The sequence below is a fragment of the Pseudomonas sp. OV226 genome, from assembly GCF_003148705.1.
Classification (GTDB): Bacteria; Pseudomonadota; Gammaproteobacteria; order Pseudomonadales; family Pseudomonadaceae; genus Aquipseudomonas.
In genome coordinates, this window is sequence record NZ_QGGS01000002.1 from 119,325 (window position 1) to 133,774 (window position 14,450).

Sequence of the window (14,450 nt, forward strand, 5' to 3'; positions counted from 1 at the left end):
GTTTGTGGGTTTGTTTTTTTTTGTGTGGTTGTTTGTTGTTGTATGTCCTTGGTTTTGGTCGTTGGTGGTTTCTATCGTAGCTGGGTTTGTGGCGGTTTCGGTATGTTTATTGTTCGTATTTGATAAGTGTCAGGCGGTCTTGGTGCTTAAGTGTTGCCGATTGTTTGTTTTTGATAGTGGCTTGAGACAGTAGTTGGGTGTTTAGTGTTAAGGGGCGAAGACTTTTTTCTTGAAATGCCGGATGATTCTTGAGCGTAGTTCAGTTTTTATCGTTTGCCGGGGCGTCCGCTCAGGTTTTTTCTACTTTTTTTCGATGTAAATAGATACAAATAAAATTAAAAAAGCAGCACGTTGGCGGGCAGGTTAAATTTCAGACACACAGTATTTGTGCGTTTTTTGTAAGACTTATCCTTCTTGTTTGTAGGGAATGTCTCTCGGTGCAGGTCGCCGAGGGGGGCGGCATGCCATGGATGAAACGACTAGGCTATTGTGCGGGCTCTAAAAATTCGAACAGCGAAATTGGACTTGCCCATGAATAAAGTGCTGATCGTGGATGATCACCCCGTCATTCGTCTTGCGGTACGTATGCTAATGGAGCGCCATGGCTACGAAGTCATTGCAGAAACAGATAACGGCGTGGACGCACTGCAACTTGCCCGCGAACTTATGCCGGATATTGTCATTCTGGATATTGGAATACCGAAGCTGGATGGATTGGAAGTCATTGCGCGACTGACATCGACGGCGATGCCGCTGAAAGTGTTGATACTGACCTCGCAGGCGCCTGGGCATTTCTCCATGCGTTGCATGCAGTCGGGGGCTGCCGGTTATGTCTGCAAACAGCAGGACCTCACTGAATTGCTCAGTGCGATAAAAGCCGTGTTGTCAGGCTACAGTTACTTTCCGAATCAAGCGTTGCATACCGTTCGGTCCAGCCTTGGAAATGCCAGCGAAGCCGATATGGTTGATCGCCTTTCGGGGCGCGAAATGATGGTCTTGCAACAGTTGGCCAGAGGAAAGACAAACAAGGAGATCGCCGATGGAATGTTCCTCAGCAATAAAACCGTCAGTACTTACAAGACCCGGCTGTTGTTAAAACTCAATGCTCGCTCCCTGGTCGATCTGATTGAACTGGCTCAACGCAATGGCTTGGTTTAAGTGTCGCTATCATTTGACGAGGTCACGATGAGAGGGCGCTCATCAAGGATTGGCACTTAGTAAAAAGCCTCCGTTTCGGGAGGCTTTTAAGTGCTACAAGTCAAAATCGTAATCGGCCAATTGCTTTTGCAGTCGGCGTTCCTCCAGCAAATTGTCGATGGTGCGACGTTTGCTCAGGTTGGTCTTTGCCACTTCAACCACCGGTTCCGCGTCATCGGCTTCAACGGGTGTGAAGTCGTCTTCTACGTCCAATTGCTCTTTGCCAGTGCTCATAAGGTCAACTCCAGGCTAAGACTGCCTTTGGCGCCCCTTATATCGGCAATCGTCCGGCGGGTAAAAAAGATTTTTTCAATCGATACATCAATATTTTTAATAGTGCCTCAATCGTCTGAGGTCTTGTGCTTGTATTCGCACAAATCCTCGATCCGGCAACTGCCGCAGCGAGGCTTGCGAGCCAGGCACACGTAACGCCCATGCAAGATCAACCAGTGGTGGGAATCGAGCAGGTATTGCCTGGGCACAAACTTCATCAGTTTCTGCTCCACCTCGACCACATTTTTGCCGGGAGCAATGCCGGTGCGATTGCTGACCCGGAAGATGTGGGTGTCCACCGCCATGGTCAGTTGGCGAAAGGCGGTATTGAGCACCACGTTCGCCGTCTTGCGACCGACGCCGGGCAGCGCTTCCAGTTCCTCGCGGGTTTGCGGTACTTCGCCGCCATGGCGCTCCACGAGCAGGCGGCAGGTTTCGATCACGTTTTTCGCTTTGCTGTTAAACAAACCGATGGTCTTGATGTATTGCGACAATCCCTCGACGCCTAACGCGTGGATCGCCGCTGGCGTATTGGCCACTGGATAGAGTTTGGCTGTGGCCTTGTTGACGCCGACATCGGTCGACTGGGCGGAAAGAATCACTGCAATCAGCAATTCAAACGGCGATGAATAAGCCAGTTCAGTCTTCGGCTCCGGATTGTCTTCGTGAAACCGGCGGAAAATTTCCAAACGTTTTGCGGCATTCATGGGCGATGCGTTTCCTCGAAAACAGTCAATCAATGAGAGGGCGTCGAACGGGCCCACGCCTGACGTACAGCGATCAGTATCCCCAGCAGGATGAATCCGCCAGGGGCCAGGGTGGCAAGGTGCAGACCACCGTTACCCATGAGTTCGCGCAGCAGACCCAAGCCCACCATCAACACGCCAAACAGCGCGCACAGACGTAGCCGATCAAGGCGTGGGCTCTGGAAAAATCCGTTGTATTCCAGCACAACGCATTGCAAGGCAATCAATCCGGTGTAAAGAGCCAAAGGCTGGTGCCATTGAAGCGACCAGACCTGTGCCGCCATTTGCGCGCAACTGGTCAGCGTGGCGGCCAGCAGGATGCAGGCAAGCAAGCGGGAGGACGGAAGCAGCCGGGATCGCAAGGCCCACATGCCAACGCCATAAGCGCTGATGACCACGATGAACATCAGCCACAGCCCGAGCGCCGCCGTCCAGGAGCTCGTTGCACCGATCAGGGGCGCAAGCATCAGCGAGTTTTGCAGGGTCGATGACTTAGTCATGAGCGCTGTTCCCGATCATGTGTTGCGAGTGTTCATCGAAGTAACGCAAGGCGTCATGAATGGCGCTGATCACCGCTCTTGAGGTGATGGTTGCGCCCGCCACCTGATCGAATTGCCCCTGATCCTTTTTCAACGCCCAGCCCGTGTCGCCGGGGTCGTTCCGAGATTTTCCGGCAAACACCTGGAGCCAGGCATTGGGCCAATCGGCAATCTTTGCGCCCAACCCCGGGGTTTCCGATTGCTTGAGGGTTTTGACCCCCAGTAACTTGCCGCTAGTGTCGATGGCGATCAACAACTCGATCGAGCCTTCGTAGCCCAGGGTCTGGCTGCGCAGCAATACGGCGCTCGGTTGGCCGCCCCTGGTCGCGAGGTAGCCACCCAGCAGTGTGCTGTTGGCCAACGGGATGCCGACGAGGGCAAGCGGCTGTTCCAGCGGTTGATTGTCGTACTGTTGCGGCGGGAGCAAGTCCAGCAGCTTGCGGCTGTCGATCAGCCGTTGTGCAGCGGCAATGCGGGGTGCGCTGGTCTGTTGCACGAGGTAGGTCGCGCCGATTCCCAGTCCGGCCAGTAACACCAAAATCACACCACTGGATGCGCGGCTCATGGGGTTACTTGCTCCTGCCTGGACGCGACAAAACGCTCCAGCGCCGGCACACACAGGTTCATCAACAGCACGGCAAATGCCACGCCATCCGGATAGCCGCCCCAGGTGCGTATCAGATAAGTCAGTAAGCCCACGCCGATGCCAAAGAGCAATCGGGCGCCGGGGCTTTTTGCGCCGGACACCGGTTCCGTGACAATGAAAAAGGCCCCCAGCAGGGTGGCGCCGGTGAGCAGATGAAACAGCGGTGAGCCGTGGGAGTCGGAACCCGAACCGTTCCAGCACAGCAGGCTGATGACGAACAGACTCGCAAGCATGCCGACCGGCGCATGCCAGCCGAACACCCGCCGTTGCAGCAGAAATGCACCGCCAGCCAGAAAGGCCAGGTTGACCCATTCCACGCCGCGCCCGCCGAAATGGCCAAACGCCGGGTTGCCGGCGAAGAGTTCATCCATGGTCAGGCTTTTATTGATGCGCAGGCTATCCAGCGCAGTGGCCTGCACCCAGGCGTCCGGTGTCTGGCCGAGGCTGAAGCCGAAAATGTGTTGCAAGCCGCCGAGCAGATCCATGCCGTGGGAGGACGGCCAGTGCGTCATTTGCTGAGGAAAGGTCACCAGTACCAAGGCGAATCCGAGCATCGCCGGGTTAAACGGATTTTTGCCGACGCCGCCATACAACTGTTTGCCCAGAAGTGCGAACGCCGACGCACAGACCGTCAGCCACCACGGGCAGTAAGGGGGCAAGGCCGCCGCCAGCAGGGTCGCACTGACCAGCGCGCTACCGTCGCTCAAGGTTGGCATGAGCGGGCGCTGGCGCAGTCGCATCACGGCGCCCTCAACAGCCAACGCGGTCACCGCCGTCAGTATCAGATTGATCAATACGCCCCAGCCATACAGCCAAAACAGCGTCAGCATCCCCGGCACGGTCGCCAGTAATACCAGCTTCATGGCCTGCTGGAGGCGTTCGTCCACCGGCTCAAGGGGCGACATAGGCATCCACCTGACGCTGTGCTTCCAGCAGCCGCGCGCGAGCCTTGTCGATCAATTCGCTCGAGGTGTCGACGCTTCGTTCAAGCTTGCTGACGTCGGCACGGGCGTAGGCCAGCTCGGTTTTCAGTTGTCGAAGCTGGCTGTCGATGGGGCGCTTTTCGACGCGCACCAGGTCCGGTAGCGGTTGGTCGCTCGTTGCTTCAGCGGCGTGCAAAGCATGTTCCGCCTCGCCGAGTGCACGTTGCAGGGCTTCGATCTGCTCGGCCGGTGCTTCGCTGGCCTGGGCTTTCTTGAGTTCGGCGCGACGCATGGCCAACTGGATCTTCGCGCGTTTGAGATCGGCGTCCTTCGTCGGTGCAATGGTTGGCGCAGCGGGTGGCGGTGAAGTGCTTTCCAGTTGCGCCAAGGCCTGCTCGGCCACCTCGAATTGTTGTTGCAACACGATCAGTTGCGACTGCTGCTCGAAGGTCGGTGGATGCCCGAAGGCCTTGAGCGACTTGTTCAGTTGCGCCCGACTCATCGCCAGGTCGATCTTGGCCTTTTTCAACGCGGCATCGGCGTTGGCCGCTTTTTGTGCGCGCACGCGTTCAAGGGCTGCCTGTACCGGGTCGGTCGTAGGCGCTTCACTGTGCACAACGGAGCGTTGGGCACGGGCCTGGCGTTCAGCGAGTTTTTGTTCCTCTTCGCGCTGCAGGCGGGCATTGCGCTGTTCAAATCGGCGTCGTGCCCGGTTGCGCTTGGCGGCGCGTGCCTGTTGCTCTTCAAGGCTTGTGGCCAGTCCGCCGACAATCGGCAGCACCGTGTCTAGCGGCAGCGGTCGCATCTCGATGCAGTCCACCGGGCAGGGCGCCACGCACAGGTCGCAACCGGTGCATTCATCGACGATCACTGTGTGCATCAACTTGGCCGCGCCGACGATGGCGTCAACCGGGCAAGCCTGGATGCATTTCGTGCAGCCGATGCATTCGGCCTCACGAATGTAGGCTATCTGCGCCGGGGCCGAGCCGCGACTGATGTCCAGTTCCAGCACCGGTACTGTCAGCAACTCGGCCAGGGCCTCGATGGTTTCGCTGCCGCCGGGCGGGCACTTGTTGATCGGCTCACCGCTGGCGATGCCTTCGGCGTAGGGCTTGCATCCGGGGTGGCCACACTTGCCGCACTGAGTCTGGGGCAAGAGGGCGTCGATGCGTTGAATCAGACTCATGTTTTGATCAGTCCGCTAAATCCGAGAAATGCCACTGCAATCAGTCCGGCCCCGATCAACTCGATCGGCAGGCCTCGAAAGGGCAGGGGGACATCGTTATCGAGTGTGCGCTGGCGCAAATCGCTGAACAGACTCAGCACCAGCCAAAACCCCAGCCCGGCGCCGAGGCTCAGGGCGGTTGCGTGAAAGAATCCTTTGTCGTCCTGGGCGTTGAGCAACGTCAGGCCGAGCACGCCCGCGTTGCCTGCCAGCAGTGGCCAGAGGCCGTCGAACGCCAGCGTCGGCAGTAGCCGTGACAGTGCTTTCAACAATGGCCCAATCAGCAGAACGCTCAATGGCAAGAACACGAATAGACGCAGTGACGTCAGATCCAGCGGCACCAGCAACCAACGGTTGGCCAAATAGCCCGACAGGCCGACGATCAGCGTCAGGCATGCCGTCGCTATACCCAGCGCATGGACTTGCCGATGCTCATTGCCCACCAGTGGATCGACGCCCAGCGGCCAGTGCAACACGACGTTGTTGATCAGGGCAGCGCTGATAAGCGTAAGCAGTATTTCGGTCATGATCGTGCCGGCAAGAACGGGGGCTTTTTAACTCAGCGGTCTAAAAAGCTTAGGCATTATCCGGCAAGGACGGAGGGGGGGCCAGATATGAAAATCCCACAGTCGCGTCAGGCACGACTGTGGGATCGGTTTACCGCAACACGTTTACTTGATGCGCTGACCCGGCTTGGCGCCGCTATCAGGGCTGAGCAGGTAGATTTCTTCACCGCCAGGGCCGGCCGCCATCACCATGCCTTCGGAAATGCCGAACTTCATTTTCCGTGGCTTGAGGTTGGCGATCATCATGGTCAGGCGACCATTGAGCTTGGACGGGTCCGGATAAGCGCTCTTGATCCCGGAGAACACGTTGCGTTGCTCGTCACCGATGTCCAGGGTCAGGCGCAACAACTTGTCCGCGCCTTCCACGTGTTCGGCCTTGAGGATCAGTGCGACGCGCAGATCGACGGCAGCAAAGGCGTCGAACTCGATTTCTGGCGACAGGGGATCTTTGGCCAGTTCACCGTTGCCGGCAGGCGCGGTTTCGCCGGTGTCGGTTGCGCTGGCGGTCAGATCTTCTTTGGAAGCATCGCTCATCGCCTGCACTTTCACCGGGTCGATACGAGTCATCAAAGGCTTGAACTCGTTCAACTGATGGTTGCTGAGCAAGGTCGCGTGGTCGTTCCAGGTCAGCGGAGCGACGTTCAGGAACGCTTCGGCGTCGGCTGCCAGCAACGGCAGGACCGGCTTGAGGAAGATCACCAGTTGGCGGAACAGGTTGATGCCCGTGGCGCAGATGGCCTGAACTTCATCCTGCTTGCCTTCCTGTTTGTTCAGCGACCACGGCGCCTTGTCGGCGATCCAGGCGTTGGCGCGGTCGGCCAGGCCCATGATCTCGCGCATGGCGCGGGCGAAGTCGCGGGCTTCATAGGCGTCGGCGATGCTTGGCGCGGCGGCCAGGAAGGCATCGGTCAATTCCGGCGCGGCGTTGGTGTCGACCATCACGCCGGCATTGCCCTTGTTGATGAAACCGGCGCAACGGCTGGCAATGTTGACGACTTTGCCGACCAGGTCCGAGTTGACCTTCTGCACGAAGTCCTCAAGGTTCAGGTCCAGATCGTCGACGCCACGGCTCAACTTGGCCGCGTAGTAATAACGCAGGTATTCCGGCGACAGGTGATCCAGGTAAGTCCGGGCCTTGATGAAGGTGCCGCGCGATTTGGACATTTTCTGACCGTTGACGGTCAGGTAGCCGTGGACGTTGATGCCGGTCGGTTTACGGAAACCGGCGCCTTCGAGCATGGCTGGCCAGAACAGGGCGTGGAAGTTGACGATGTCCTTGCCGATGAAATGGTACAGCTCGGCGGTGGAATCTTTGTTCCAGAACGCGTCGAAATCCAGCTCCGGCGTGCGATCGCAGAGGTTCTTGAAGCTGGCCATGTAGCCGATCGGCGCGTCCAGCCACACGTAGAAATACTTGCCTGGCTCGCCCGGGATCTCGAAACCGAAGTACGGTGCATCACGGGAGATGTCCCACTGTTGCAGGCCGGCATCCAGCCATTCGGCGATCTTGTTCGCGACGGCGTCTTGCAGGGTCCCACTGCGGGTCCAGGCTTGCAGCATTTCCTGGAAGTCCGGCAGCTTGAAGAAGAAGTGCTGGGAATCCTTGAGCACCGGGGTGGCGCCAGAGATGGCCGACTTCGGATCCTTCAGATCGGTGGGCGCGTAAGTCGCACCGCATTTTTCGCAGTTGTCGCCGTACTGGTCTTCGGTGCCGCATTTCGGGCAGGTGCCCTTGATGAAGCGGTCGGCCAGGAACATTTTCTTTTCCGGGTCGAAGTACTGCGTGATCGAGCGCTGGGCGATGTGCCCGGCGTCGCGCAGCTTCAGGTAGATCTGGCTCGACAGCTCACGGTTTTCTTCGGCGTGAGTGGAGTGGAAGTTGTCGAAGTCCACCAGGAACTCGGCAAAGTCGGCGCTGTGTTCAGCCTGGACGTTGGCGATCAGTTGTTCCGGGGTGATGCCTTCCTTTTCCGCGCGCAACATGATCGCCGAACCGTGGGCGTCGTCGGCGCAGACATATATGCATTGATTGCCACGGTGCTTCTGGAAACGCACCCACATATCGGTCTGGATGTATTCCAGCATGTGGCCAAGATGGATCGAACCATTGGCATAGGGCAGGGCGCTGGTGACGAGGATCTTGCGTGGCTCGGACATGGGGCTCGGCTACTTGATGAAACGGAGGTCGGCCACTATAAAGCGCCAGCGCATATTTTTCACCCCCGCGACCGGCACCGCGGACCTTTGTAGCAGCTGCCGAAGGCTGCGTCCGGCGGCGCAGCCGTCGTAAAACCGGACACCGCGGTGTTTCAGGTCATCCGGGTTGCCGGGATACACGACTGCTTCGCAGTCGAACGCAGGCTTCGCCAGCTGCTACAGGTTGCATCTGGCCACAGGATAATTGTCACGTCCTGAAAGCATGCCGTCCGGCCAACAGAACAGGTAGGATACCAGCCTGATTTTCCTGTCTTGCTATCGGAGTTGCCCATGAGCGCCGTCAATCGCGCAGCGGTGGAAGCCGTCCTTCGCCAATACACCGACCCTTACCTGAACCAGGACCCGGTCAGCGCCGGGTGTGTGCGCAACATCGACATCCAGGGCGATCGCGTCAGCGTCCAGTTGGAGTTGGGTTACGCCGCCGGCCTGTTCAAGAGCGGCTGGTCACAGATGCTGCAAATGGCCATCGAAGGCCTGGACGGCGTGACGACTGCTCGCGTCGACATCACCAGCGTGATTGCCGCGCACAAGGCTCAGGCGCAGATTCCGGGGCTGGCGAACGTGAAAAACGTGGTGGCCGTGGCGTCCGGCAAGGGCGGCGTGGGTAAATCCACCACCGCCGCGAACCTGGCGCTGGCGCTGGCCCGTGATGGTGCCAAGGTCGGCATTCTCGACGCGGACATCTACGGTCCGAGCCAGGGCATCATGTTCGGCATCCCGGAAGGTACCCGACCAAAGGTCAAGGATCAGAAGTGGTTCGTGCCGATCGAGTCCCATGGCGTTGAAGTGATGTCGATGGCGTTCCTGACCGACGACAACACACCGATGGTCTGGCGTGGGCCGATGGTGTCCGGTGCGCTGCTGCAACTGGTGACCCAGACTGCGTGGGGCGACCTGGATTACCTGGTCATCGACATGCCGCCAGGCACGGGTGACATTCAGTTGACCCTGGCACAGAAAGTCCCGGTGGCCGGTGCAGTAATCGTCACGACCCCGCAAGATCTGGCGTTGCTGGACGCGCGCAAGGGCGTGGAGATGTTCCGCAAGGTCAACATCCCGGTGCTGGGCGTGGTCGAAAACATGGCCGTGCACATCTGCTCCAACTGCGGGCATGCCGAGCATCTGTTCGGTGAAGGCGGTGGTGTGAAGCTGGCCAATCAGTATGGCGTTGAACTGCTGGCCTCGTTGCCGCTGTCGATGGTTATCCGTGAGCAGGCCGATGGCGGCAAGCCAACGGTGATCGCCGAGCCGGACAGCCAGATTGCCATGGTGTACCAGGAACTGGCCCGCCATGTCGGTGCGCGGATCGTGTTGCAGGAAGCGGTATCGCCGGCGATGCCGAACATTAGCGTCAGCGACGATTGATTCGCTGAATAGATGTTGTAGCAGCTGCCGAGGCACGAGGCTGCGTTGGGCTGCGCAGCGGCCCCCGAGGGCGGTCCTGCGGACACGCAACGCAGCCTCGTACCTCGGCAGCTGCTACAGGGTTTTGGGGGGGCGTTAGATACGCAACCCGCCATCCATCTCCAGGATCCGGCCGGTGTAGTAGTCATTCTCGAAAATGTACGCCGCCGAATGGGCGATCTCTTCCGGTTTTCCCATGCGCTTGAGCGGAATCCCGGCCGTCATTTTCTCCAGTGCTTCGGGCTTCATGCCCAACGTCATCTCGGTCTCGATAAAGCCCGGTGCAATGCCTGCCACGCGGATGCCGTAGCGCGCCAGTTCCTTGGCCCAGGTCACGGTGGCCGCTGCCACGCCAGCCTTGGCGGCGGAGTAGTTGGTCTGGCCGACGTTGCCAGCGCGGGAAATCGACGAGATATTGATGATCGCGCCGCTGTTTTTCAGCTCGACCATTTTGGCCGCGACTTCGCGGGTGCACAGGAACACGCCGGTCAGGTTGACGTCGATGACCGCCTGCCATTGGGCCAGGCTCATCTTGGTCATTTCGCCGTCCTTGACCTTCAACAACAGGCCGTCACGCAAGATGCCCGCGTTGTTGATCAGGCCATGGATCGCGCCGAAATCTTCGGCAACCCGGGCGACCATGTCGCTCACTTGCTCTTCGTTGGCGACGTTGCACAGGTAGCTGCGCGCTTCGGCACCCTTGGCCTTGCACGCCGCGACGGTGTCGTCGAGCTTTTCCTGGTTCAGGTCCACCAGCGCCAGTTTCGCGCCTTTGGCGGCGAAATACTCGGCCATGGAACGACCTAAACCCTGGCAACCGCCAGTGATAATGATTACTTTGTCAGTGAGTTGCATTCGCATGCCCCAATAGCAGGTCAGAGTGGTTTCCTTGAAGAGGGCCTCTCGATCTGCACCTGGCGTGGCCTGGCTGCACATGAGAACTGCCCCGATGGCGTGCTGGATACTTATCCCCAGGTGCCTGTCCGTTTTTATGACGGATTCTATATAAGGAGTCATAAATTGAGCGTTGAAGCGGCCAAGAATGCCCGAGAATTGCTTCTCAAGGAATACCGTGGGGTGCTGTCGACCCATTCCAAGTCCATGCCGGGTTACCCGTTTGGCTCAGTGGTTCCTTACTGCCTGGATGAGCAAGGCCGGCCGCTGATCCTTATCAGCCGCATCGCTCAGCACACTCATAACCTGCAAAAAGATCCGAAATGCTCATTGTTCGTGGGCGAGCGTGAGGCCGATGACGTGCAAGCCGTTGGTCGGCTGACGTACCTCGCCGAAGCAGAAAAGCTAGAAGACGAGGCGGCCATTGAAGCGGCTGCCGAGCGTTACTACCGCTATTTCCCGGAATCGCAGAGCTATCACAAGGCTCACGATTTCGATTTCTGGGTGCTCAAACCCGTGCGTCACCGCTACATCGGCGGCTTCGGCGCGATTCATTGGGTCGATCACCTGACCCTGGCCAACCCGTTTGCCGGCAAAGCCGAAGTGAGCATGGTCGAGCACATGAATGCCGATCACGCCAAAGCCATCGCGCACTACGTCGAACTGGCCGGCCTGCCGAAAACCGAACCGGCGCAACTGGCTGGCATCGACACCGAAGGCATGCATTTGCGCATCGGTCAGGCGCTGTACTGGTTGCCGTTTCAAGCACCTTGTAATACGCCGACACAAGTCCGGGAAGCCTTGGTTTTCCTGGCTCACGCCGAGCATTGGCCCAAAAAAGAAGTCGCCGACGCTTGAATTCACGAAAGGGCGACGTCATCTAAGGCTTACTGGCAAGGCATTCTTGCGTTGAGGAACCATTTGATGCGCCCTTTTTTATTGCTCTTTGTACTGTTCCCGGTGTTGGAGCTGTTCGTATTCGTCAAAGTCAGCGGGGCTATCGGGTTTTTCCCGGCCCTGCTACTGATCATTCTCGGCTCGATGCTCGGCGTTTTTGTGCTGCGCATCGCCGGTCTGGCCACTGCACTGCGTGCCCGTGAAAGCCTGAATCGCGGCGAGTTGCCGGCCCATACCATGCTCGAAGGCTTGATGCTGGCCCTGGCGGGCGGTCTGTTGATCCTGCCGGGCTTCGTCTCTGATGTGTTGGGCCTGATCTTGTTGATGCCATTCTCTCGTCGCTTACTGGCCAATAAAATGCGCGAGCGCGCCGAAGAACAGGCGATTCGTCAGCGTGCATTTGCCGACGACCTGCAGCCTCGGGGCGGCCCTGCGCCGCGCGAACCACTGGGGCGAGAGCCCAACGTGATCGAAGGCGAGTTCGAACACCACCGTGACACCAAGTAAATCGCGTTATCTGCACGGCACCTTCGGGTGCCGTGTTCGTTTGCGGGGCAGCGTTGTGAAATTTTTTGCTGGCCCGCCCTTGTAATAAGCTTATGCGCCCTTATGTAACGGTCACCGCAAGGTTTCTGGCGATCACGCCAGACAGACTTCCGCGTCTCGCTTGTCGAGCCGCACCCGGCACCGCCGGATTTGTTAAACCCGCCGGGAATACACCGGCCGATGAAAACCACAATTAGGAGAGATCGACAATGAAGCTTCGTCCTCTGCATGACCGCGTCGTCATCCGTCGCAGCGAAGAAGAAAAGAAAACCGCTGGCGGTATCGTCCTGCCAGGTTCGGCTGCTGAGAAAGCCAACAGCGGCGAAATCCTCGCTGTCGGCACCGGCCGCGTGCTGGACAACGGTGAAGTGCGTGCACTGGCCGTTAAAGTGGGTGACAAGGTTGTGTTCGGCCCGTACTCCGGCAGCAACACCGTGAAAGTTGACGGCGAAGACCTGCTGGTAATGGCTGAGAACGAGATTCTCGCTGTTATCGAAGGCTGATTCCCCGCTCATTTTCCCGCTACTACAAAGTATTTAAGGAATATCGATCATGGCTGCTAAAGAAGTTAAATTCGGCGATTCCGCCCGCAAGAAAATGCTCGCCGGTGTCAACGTCCTGGCTGACGCAGTAAAAGCGACTCTGGGCCCTAAAGGCCGTAACGTGATCATCGAGAAGAGCTTCGGCGCTCCGACCATCACCAAGGACGGCGTGTCCGTTGCCAAAGAAATCGAGCTGAAAGATCGCTTCGAAAACATGGGCGCGCAACTGGTCAAAGACGTTGCCTCCCGTGCCAACGATGACGCAGGCGACGGCACCACCACCGCTACCGTTCTGGCTCAATCGATCGTCAACGAAGGCCTGAAAGCCGTCGCTGCCGGCATGAACCCGATGGACCTGAAACGCGGCATCGACAAAGCGACCATCGCTATTGTCAAAGAGCTCAAAGCCCTGTCCAAGCCATGCGCTGACACCAAGGCCATCGCTCAGGTCGGCACCATCTCGGCCAACTCCGACAGCTCCATCGGCGACATCATTGCCGAAGCCATGGAAAAAGTCGGTAAAGAAGGCGTGATCACCGTTGAAGAAGGCTCGGGCCTGGAAAACGAACTGTCGGTTGTTGAAGGCATGCAGTTCGACCGTGGCTACCTGTCCCCGTACTTCGTCAACAAGCCAGAGACCATGACTGCCGAGCTGGACGGTCCGCTGATCCTGCTGGTCGACAAGAAAATCTCGAACATCCGCGAAATGCTGCCAGTACTGGAAGCCGTTGCCAAAGCCGGCCGTCCACTGCTGATCGTGGCCGAAGACGTTGAAGGCGAAGCCCTGGCGACTCTGGTTGTGAACAACATGCGTGGCATCGTTAAAGTCGCAGCCGTCAAGGCTCCAGGCTTCGGCGACCGTCGCAAGGCCATGCTGCAGGACATCGCTGTTCTGACTGGCGGTACCGTCATCTCCGAAGAGATCGGTCTGAGCCTGGAAAGCACTACCCTGGAACACCTGGGTAATGCCAAGCGCGTGATCCTGTCCAAAGAAAACACCACCGTGATCGACGGTGCCGGCGTTGAGGCTGACATCCAGGCTCGCGTACTGCAGATCCGTCAGCAAGTGGCCGACACTTCGTCCGACTACGACCGTGAAAAACTGCAAGAGCGTCTGGCCAAGCTGTCCGGCGGCGTTGCAGTGATCAAGGTTGGCGCGGGTTCCGAAGTTGAAATGAAAGAGAAGAAAGCCCGCGTTGAAGACGCCCTGCACGCTACCCGTGCAGCCGTTGAAGAAGGCGTGGTACCTGGCGGCGGCGTGGCACTGGTTCGCGCTCTGCAGGCTATCTCCGAACTCAAAGGCGACAACGATGACCAGAACGTTGGCATCCAGTTGCTGCGTCGCGCTGTAGAAGCGCCACTGCGTCAGATCGTTGCCAACTCCGGCGACGAGCCAAGCGTAGTGGTCGACAAGGTCAAGCAGGGTTCGGGTAACTTCGGTTACAACGCTGCCACCGGCGAATACGGCGACATGATCGAAATGGGTATCCTGGACCCGGCTAAAGTGACTCGTTCGGCTCTGCAAGCGGCTTCGTCGATTGCCAGCCTGATGATCACCACCGAAGCCATGATCGCCGAGATCAAGGAAGACGGCCCAGCTGGCGGCGGCATGCCAGACATGGGCGGTATGGGCGGCATGGGCGGCATGATGTAAGCCAGCCTCACCCCTGTACTAAAAACCCCGCCTGCGAAAGCAGGCGGGGTTTTTTATTGCCCTGATTCGGGTAAGTCAGGAGACCTGGTCGCTGCCATCGCGGGCAAGCCGAATCGTCGCACCACCGGTCCCACGAGTTAATGCAGTCCCCTGTAGGAGCTGGGCTTGCCCGCGATGGCGT

General features: G+C 58.5%; 15 protein-coding genes. 6 read left to right on the forward strand and 9 right to left on the reverse strand.

The features are described from left to right. Window positions 1-531: 531 nt before the first annotated feature. Entirely contained in the window at window positions 532-1,158 is a 627-nt protein-coding gene (locus C7534_RS03600; RefSeq protein WP_007943575.1) for a response regulator transcription factor, read from the forward strand. Window positions 1,159-1,251: 93 nt separating this feature from the next. Here the strand turns inward: C7534_RS03600 and C7534_RS03605 are convergent, their stop codons facing one another. The 8 genes from C7534_RS03605 to metG all read right to left on the reverse strand — a co-directional run bounded on the left by C7534_RS03605 (window position 1,252) and on the right by metG (window position 8,272). Beyond that, window positions 1,252-1,431 carry a PA3496 family putative envelope integrity protein gene (locus tag C7534_RS03605; RefSeq protein ID WP_007898493.1) on the reverse strand — a complete coding sequence of 60 codons (180 nt, stop codon included), beginning with the start codon at window positions 1,429-1,431 and terminating at the stop codon, window positions 1,252-1,254. 107 nt (window positions 1,432-1,538) lie between these two features. Next, window positions 1,539-2,177 (reverse strand): endonuclease III, encoded by a 639-nt coding sequence (gene nth, locus C7534_RS03610; RefSeq protein ID WP_046026478.1) that lies wholly within the window; start codon window positions 2,175-2,177, stop codon window positions 1,539-1,541. A 29-nt stretch (window positions 2,178-2,206) separates the two neighbouring features. Next, window positions 2,207-2,716 carry an Rnf-Nqr domain containing protein gene (locus C7534_RS03615; protein WP_109785027.1) on the reverse strand — a complete coding sequence of 170 codons (510 nt, stop codon included), beginning with the start codon at window positions 2,714-2,716 and terminating at the stop codon, window positions 2,207-2,209. Beyond that, window positions 2,709-3,320, reverse strand: a complete 612-nt coding sequence (locus C7534_RS03620) for an RnfABCDGE type electron transport complex subunit G (RefSeq protein ID WP_109785028.1) — start codon at window positions 3,318-3,320, stop codon at window positions 2,709-2,711. The genes C7534_RS03615 and C7534_RS03620 overlap by 8 nt, the downstream gene beginning before the upstream one ends. Continuing rightward, window positions 3,317-4,306 (reverse strand): RnfABCDGE type electron transport complex subunit D, encoded by a 990-nt coding sequence (locus C7534_RS03625; protein WP_046026475.1) that lies wholly within the window; start codon window positions 4,304-4,306, stop codon window positions 3,317-3,319. The genes C7534_RS03620 and C7534_RS03625 overlap by 4 nt, the downstream gene beginning before the upstream one ends. Next, window positions 4,293-5,510 (reverse strand): electron transport complex subunit RsxB, encoded by a 1,218-nt coding sequence (gene rsxB, locus C7534_RS03630; protein WP_109785029.1) that lies wholly within the window; start codon window positions 5,508-5,510, stop codon window positions 4,293-4,295. The genes C7534_RS03625 and rsxB overlap by 14 nt, the downstream gene beginning before the upstream one ends. Then, window positions 5,507-6,076, reverse strand: a complete 570-nt coding sequence (locus C7534_RS03635; protein WP_109785030.1) for an electron transport complex protein RnfA — start codon at window positions 6,074-6,076, stop codon at window positions 5,507-5,509. The genes rsxB and C7534_RS03635 overlap by 4 nt, the downstream gene beginning before the upstream one ends. A gap of 144 nt (window positions 6,077-6,220) precedes the next feature. Further along, on the reverse strand, window positions 6,221-8,272 hold the full coding sequence (gene metG, locus C7534_RS03640; RefSeq protein ID WP_109785031.1) for a methionine--tRNA ligase: 2,052 nt from the start codon (window positions 8,270-8,272) through the stop codon (window positions 6,221-6,223). Window positions 8,273-8,602: 330 nt separating this feature from the next. Between metG and apbC the strand changes: the two genes are divergently transcribed. Next, complete coding sequence (apbC, locus tag C7534_RS03645; protein ID WP_109785032.1) at window positions 8,603-9,697, forward strand: iron-sulfur cluster carrier protein ApbC; 1,095 nt, start codon at window positions 8,603-8,605, stop codon at window positions 9,695-9,697. 135 nt (window positions 9,698-9,832) lie between these two features. Here the strand turns inward: apbC and C7534_RS03650 are convergent, their stop codons facing one another. Then, window positions 9,833-10,591 carry an SDR family oxidoreductase gene (locus C7534_RS03650; RefSeq protein WP_046026469.1) on the reverse strand — a complete coding sequence of 253 codons (759 nt, stop codon included), beginning with the start codon at window positions 10,589-10,591 and terminating at the stop codon, window positions 9,833-9,835. Window positions 10,592-10,756: 165 nt separating this feature from the next. On the opposite strand from C7534_RS03650, the gene C7534_RS03655 reads away from it, so the two are divergent. The 4 genes from C7534_RS03655 (at window position 10,757) to groL (ending at window position 14,269) form a co-directional block, all read left to right on the forward strand. Further along, window positions 10,757-11,488, forward strand: a complete 732-nt coding sequence (locus C7534_RS03655; protein ID WP_046026468.1) for a HugZ family pyridoxamine 5'-phosphate oxidase — start codon at window positions 10,757-10,759, stop codon at window positions 11,486-11,488. A 66-nt stretch (window positions 11,489-11,554) separates the two neighbouring features. After that, window positions 11,555-12,034, forward strand: coding sequence for an FxsA family protein (locus tag C7534_RS03660; RefSeq protein ID WP_109785033.1), 480 nt, complete (start codon window positions 11,555-11,557; stop codon window positions 12,032-12,034). Between the two features lie 248 nt (window positions 12,035-12,282). Then, window positions 12,283-12,576, forward strand: coding sequence for a co-chaperone GroES (locus C7534_RS03665; protein ID WP_019827816.1), 294 nt, complete (start codon window positions 12,283-12,285; stop codon window positions 12,574-12,576). Window positions 12,577-12,625: 49 nt separating this feature from the next. Next, window positions 12,626-14,269: a chaperonin GroEL gene (gene groL / locus C7534_RS03670; protein ID WP_046026465.1), complete on the forward strand. Its 1,644-nt coding sequence runs from the start codon at window positions 12,626-12,628 to the stop codon at window positions 14,267-14,269. Window positions 14,270-14,450: the final 181 nt, after the last annotated feature.

Excerpts from the sequence above, each read along its gene's own strand:
- C7534_RS03615 (WP_109785027.1), bottom strand. The coding sequence starts at position 2,716 with ATGACTAAGTCATCGACCCTGCAAAACTCGCTGATGCTTGCGCCCCTG.
- C7534_RS03625 (WP_046026475.1), bottom strand. The coding sequence starts at position 4,306 with ATGTCGCCCCTTGAGCCGGTGGACGAACGCCTCCAGCAGGCCATGAAG.
- C7534_RS03600 (WP_007943575.1), top strand. The coding sequence starts at position 532 with ATGAATAAAGTGCTGATCGTGGATGATCACCCCGTCATTCGTCTTGCG.
- C7534_RS03650 (WP_046026469.1), bottom strand. The coding sequence starts at position 10,591 with ATGCAACTCACTGACAAAGTAATCATTATCACTGGCGGTTGCCAGGGT.
- C7534_RS03605 (WP_007898493.1), bottom strand. The coding sequence starts at position 1,431 with ATGAGCACTGGCAAAGAGCAATTGGACGTAGAAGACGACTTCACACCC.
- metG (WP_109785031.1), bottom strand. The coding sequence starts at position 8,272 with ATGTCCGAGCCACGCAAGATCCTCGTCACCAGCGCCCTGCCCTATGCC.
- C7534_RS03660 (WP_109785033.1), top strand. The coding sequence starts at position 11,555 with ATGCGCCCTTTTTTATTGCTCTTTGTACTGTTCCCGGTGTTGGAGCTG.
- apbC (WP_109785032.1), top strand. The coding sequence starts at position 8,603 with ATGAGCGCCGTCAATCGCGCAGCGGTGGAAGCCGTCCTTCGCCAATAC.
- groL (WP_046026465.1), top strand. The coding sequence starts at position 12,626 with ATGGCTGCTAAAGAAGTTAAATTCGGCGATTCCGCCCGCAAGAAAATG.
- nth (WP_046026478.1), bottom strand. The coding sequence starts at position 2,177 with ATGAATGCCGCAAAACGTTTGGAAATTTTCCGCCGGTTTCACGAAGAC.
- C7534_RS03635 (WP_109785030.1), bottom strand. The coding sequence starts at position 6,076 with ATGACCGAAATACTGCTTACGCTTATCAGCGCTGCCCTGATCAACAAC.
- C7534_RS03665 (WP_019827816.1), top strand. The coding sequence starts at position 12,283 with ATGAAGCTTCGTCCTCTGCATGACCGCGTCGTCATCCGTCGCAGCGAA.
- C7534_RS03620 (WP_109785028.1), bottom strand. The coding sequence starts at position 3,320 with ATGAGCCGCGCATCCAGTGGTGTGATTTTGGTGTTACTGGCCGGACTG.
- rsxB (WP_109785029.1), bottom strand. The coding sequence starts at position 5,510 with ATGAGTCTGATTCAACGCATCGACGCCCTCTTGCCCCAGACTCAGTGC.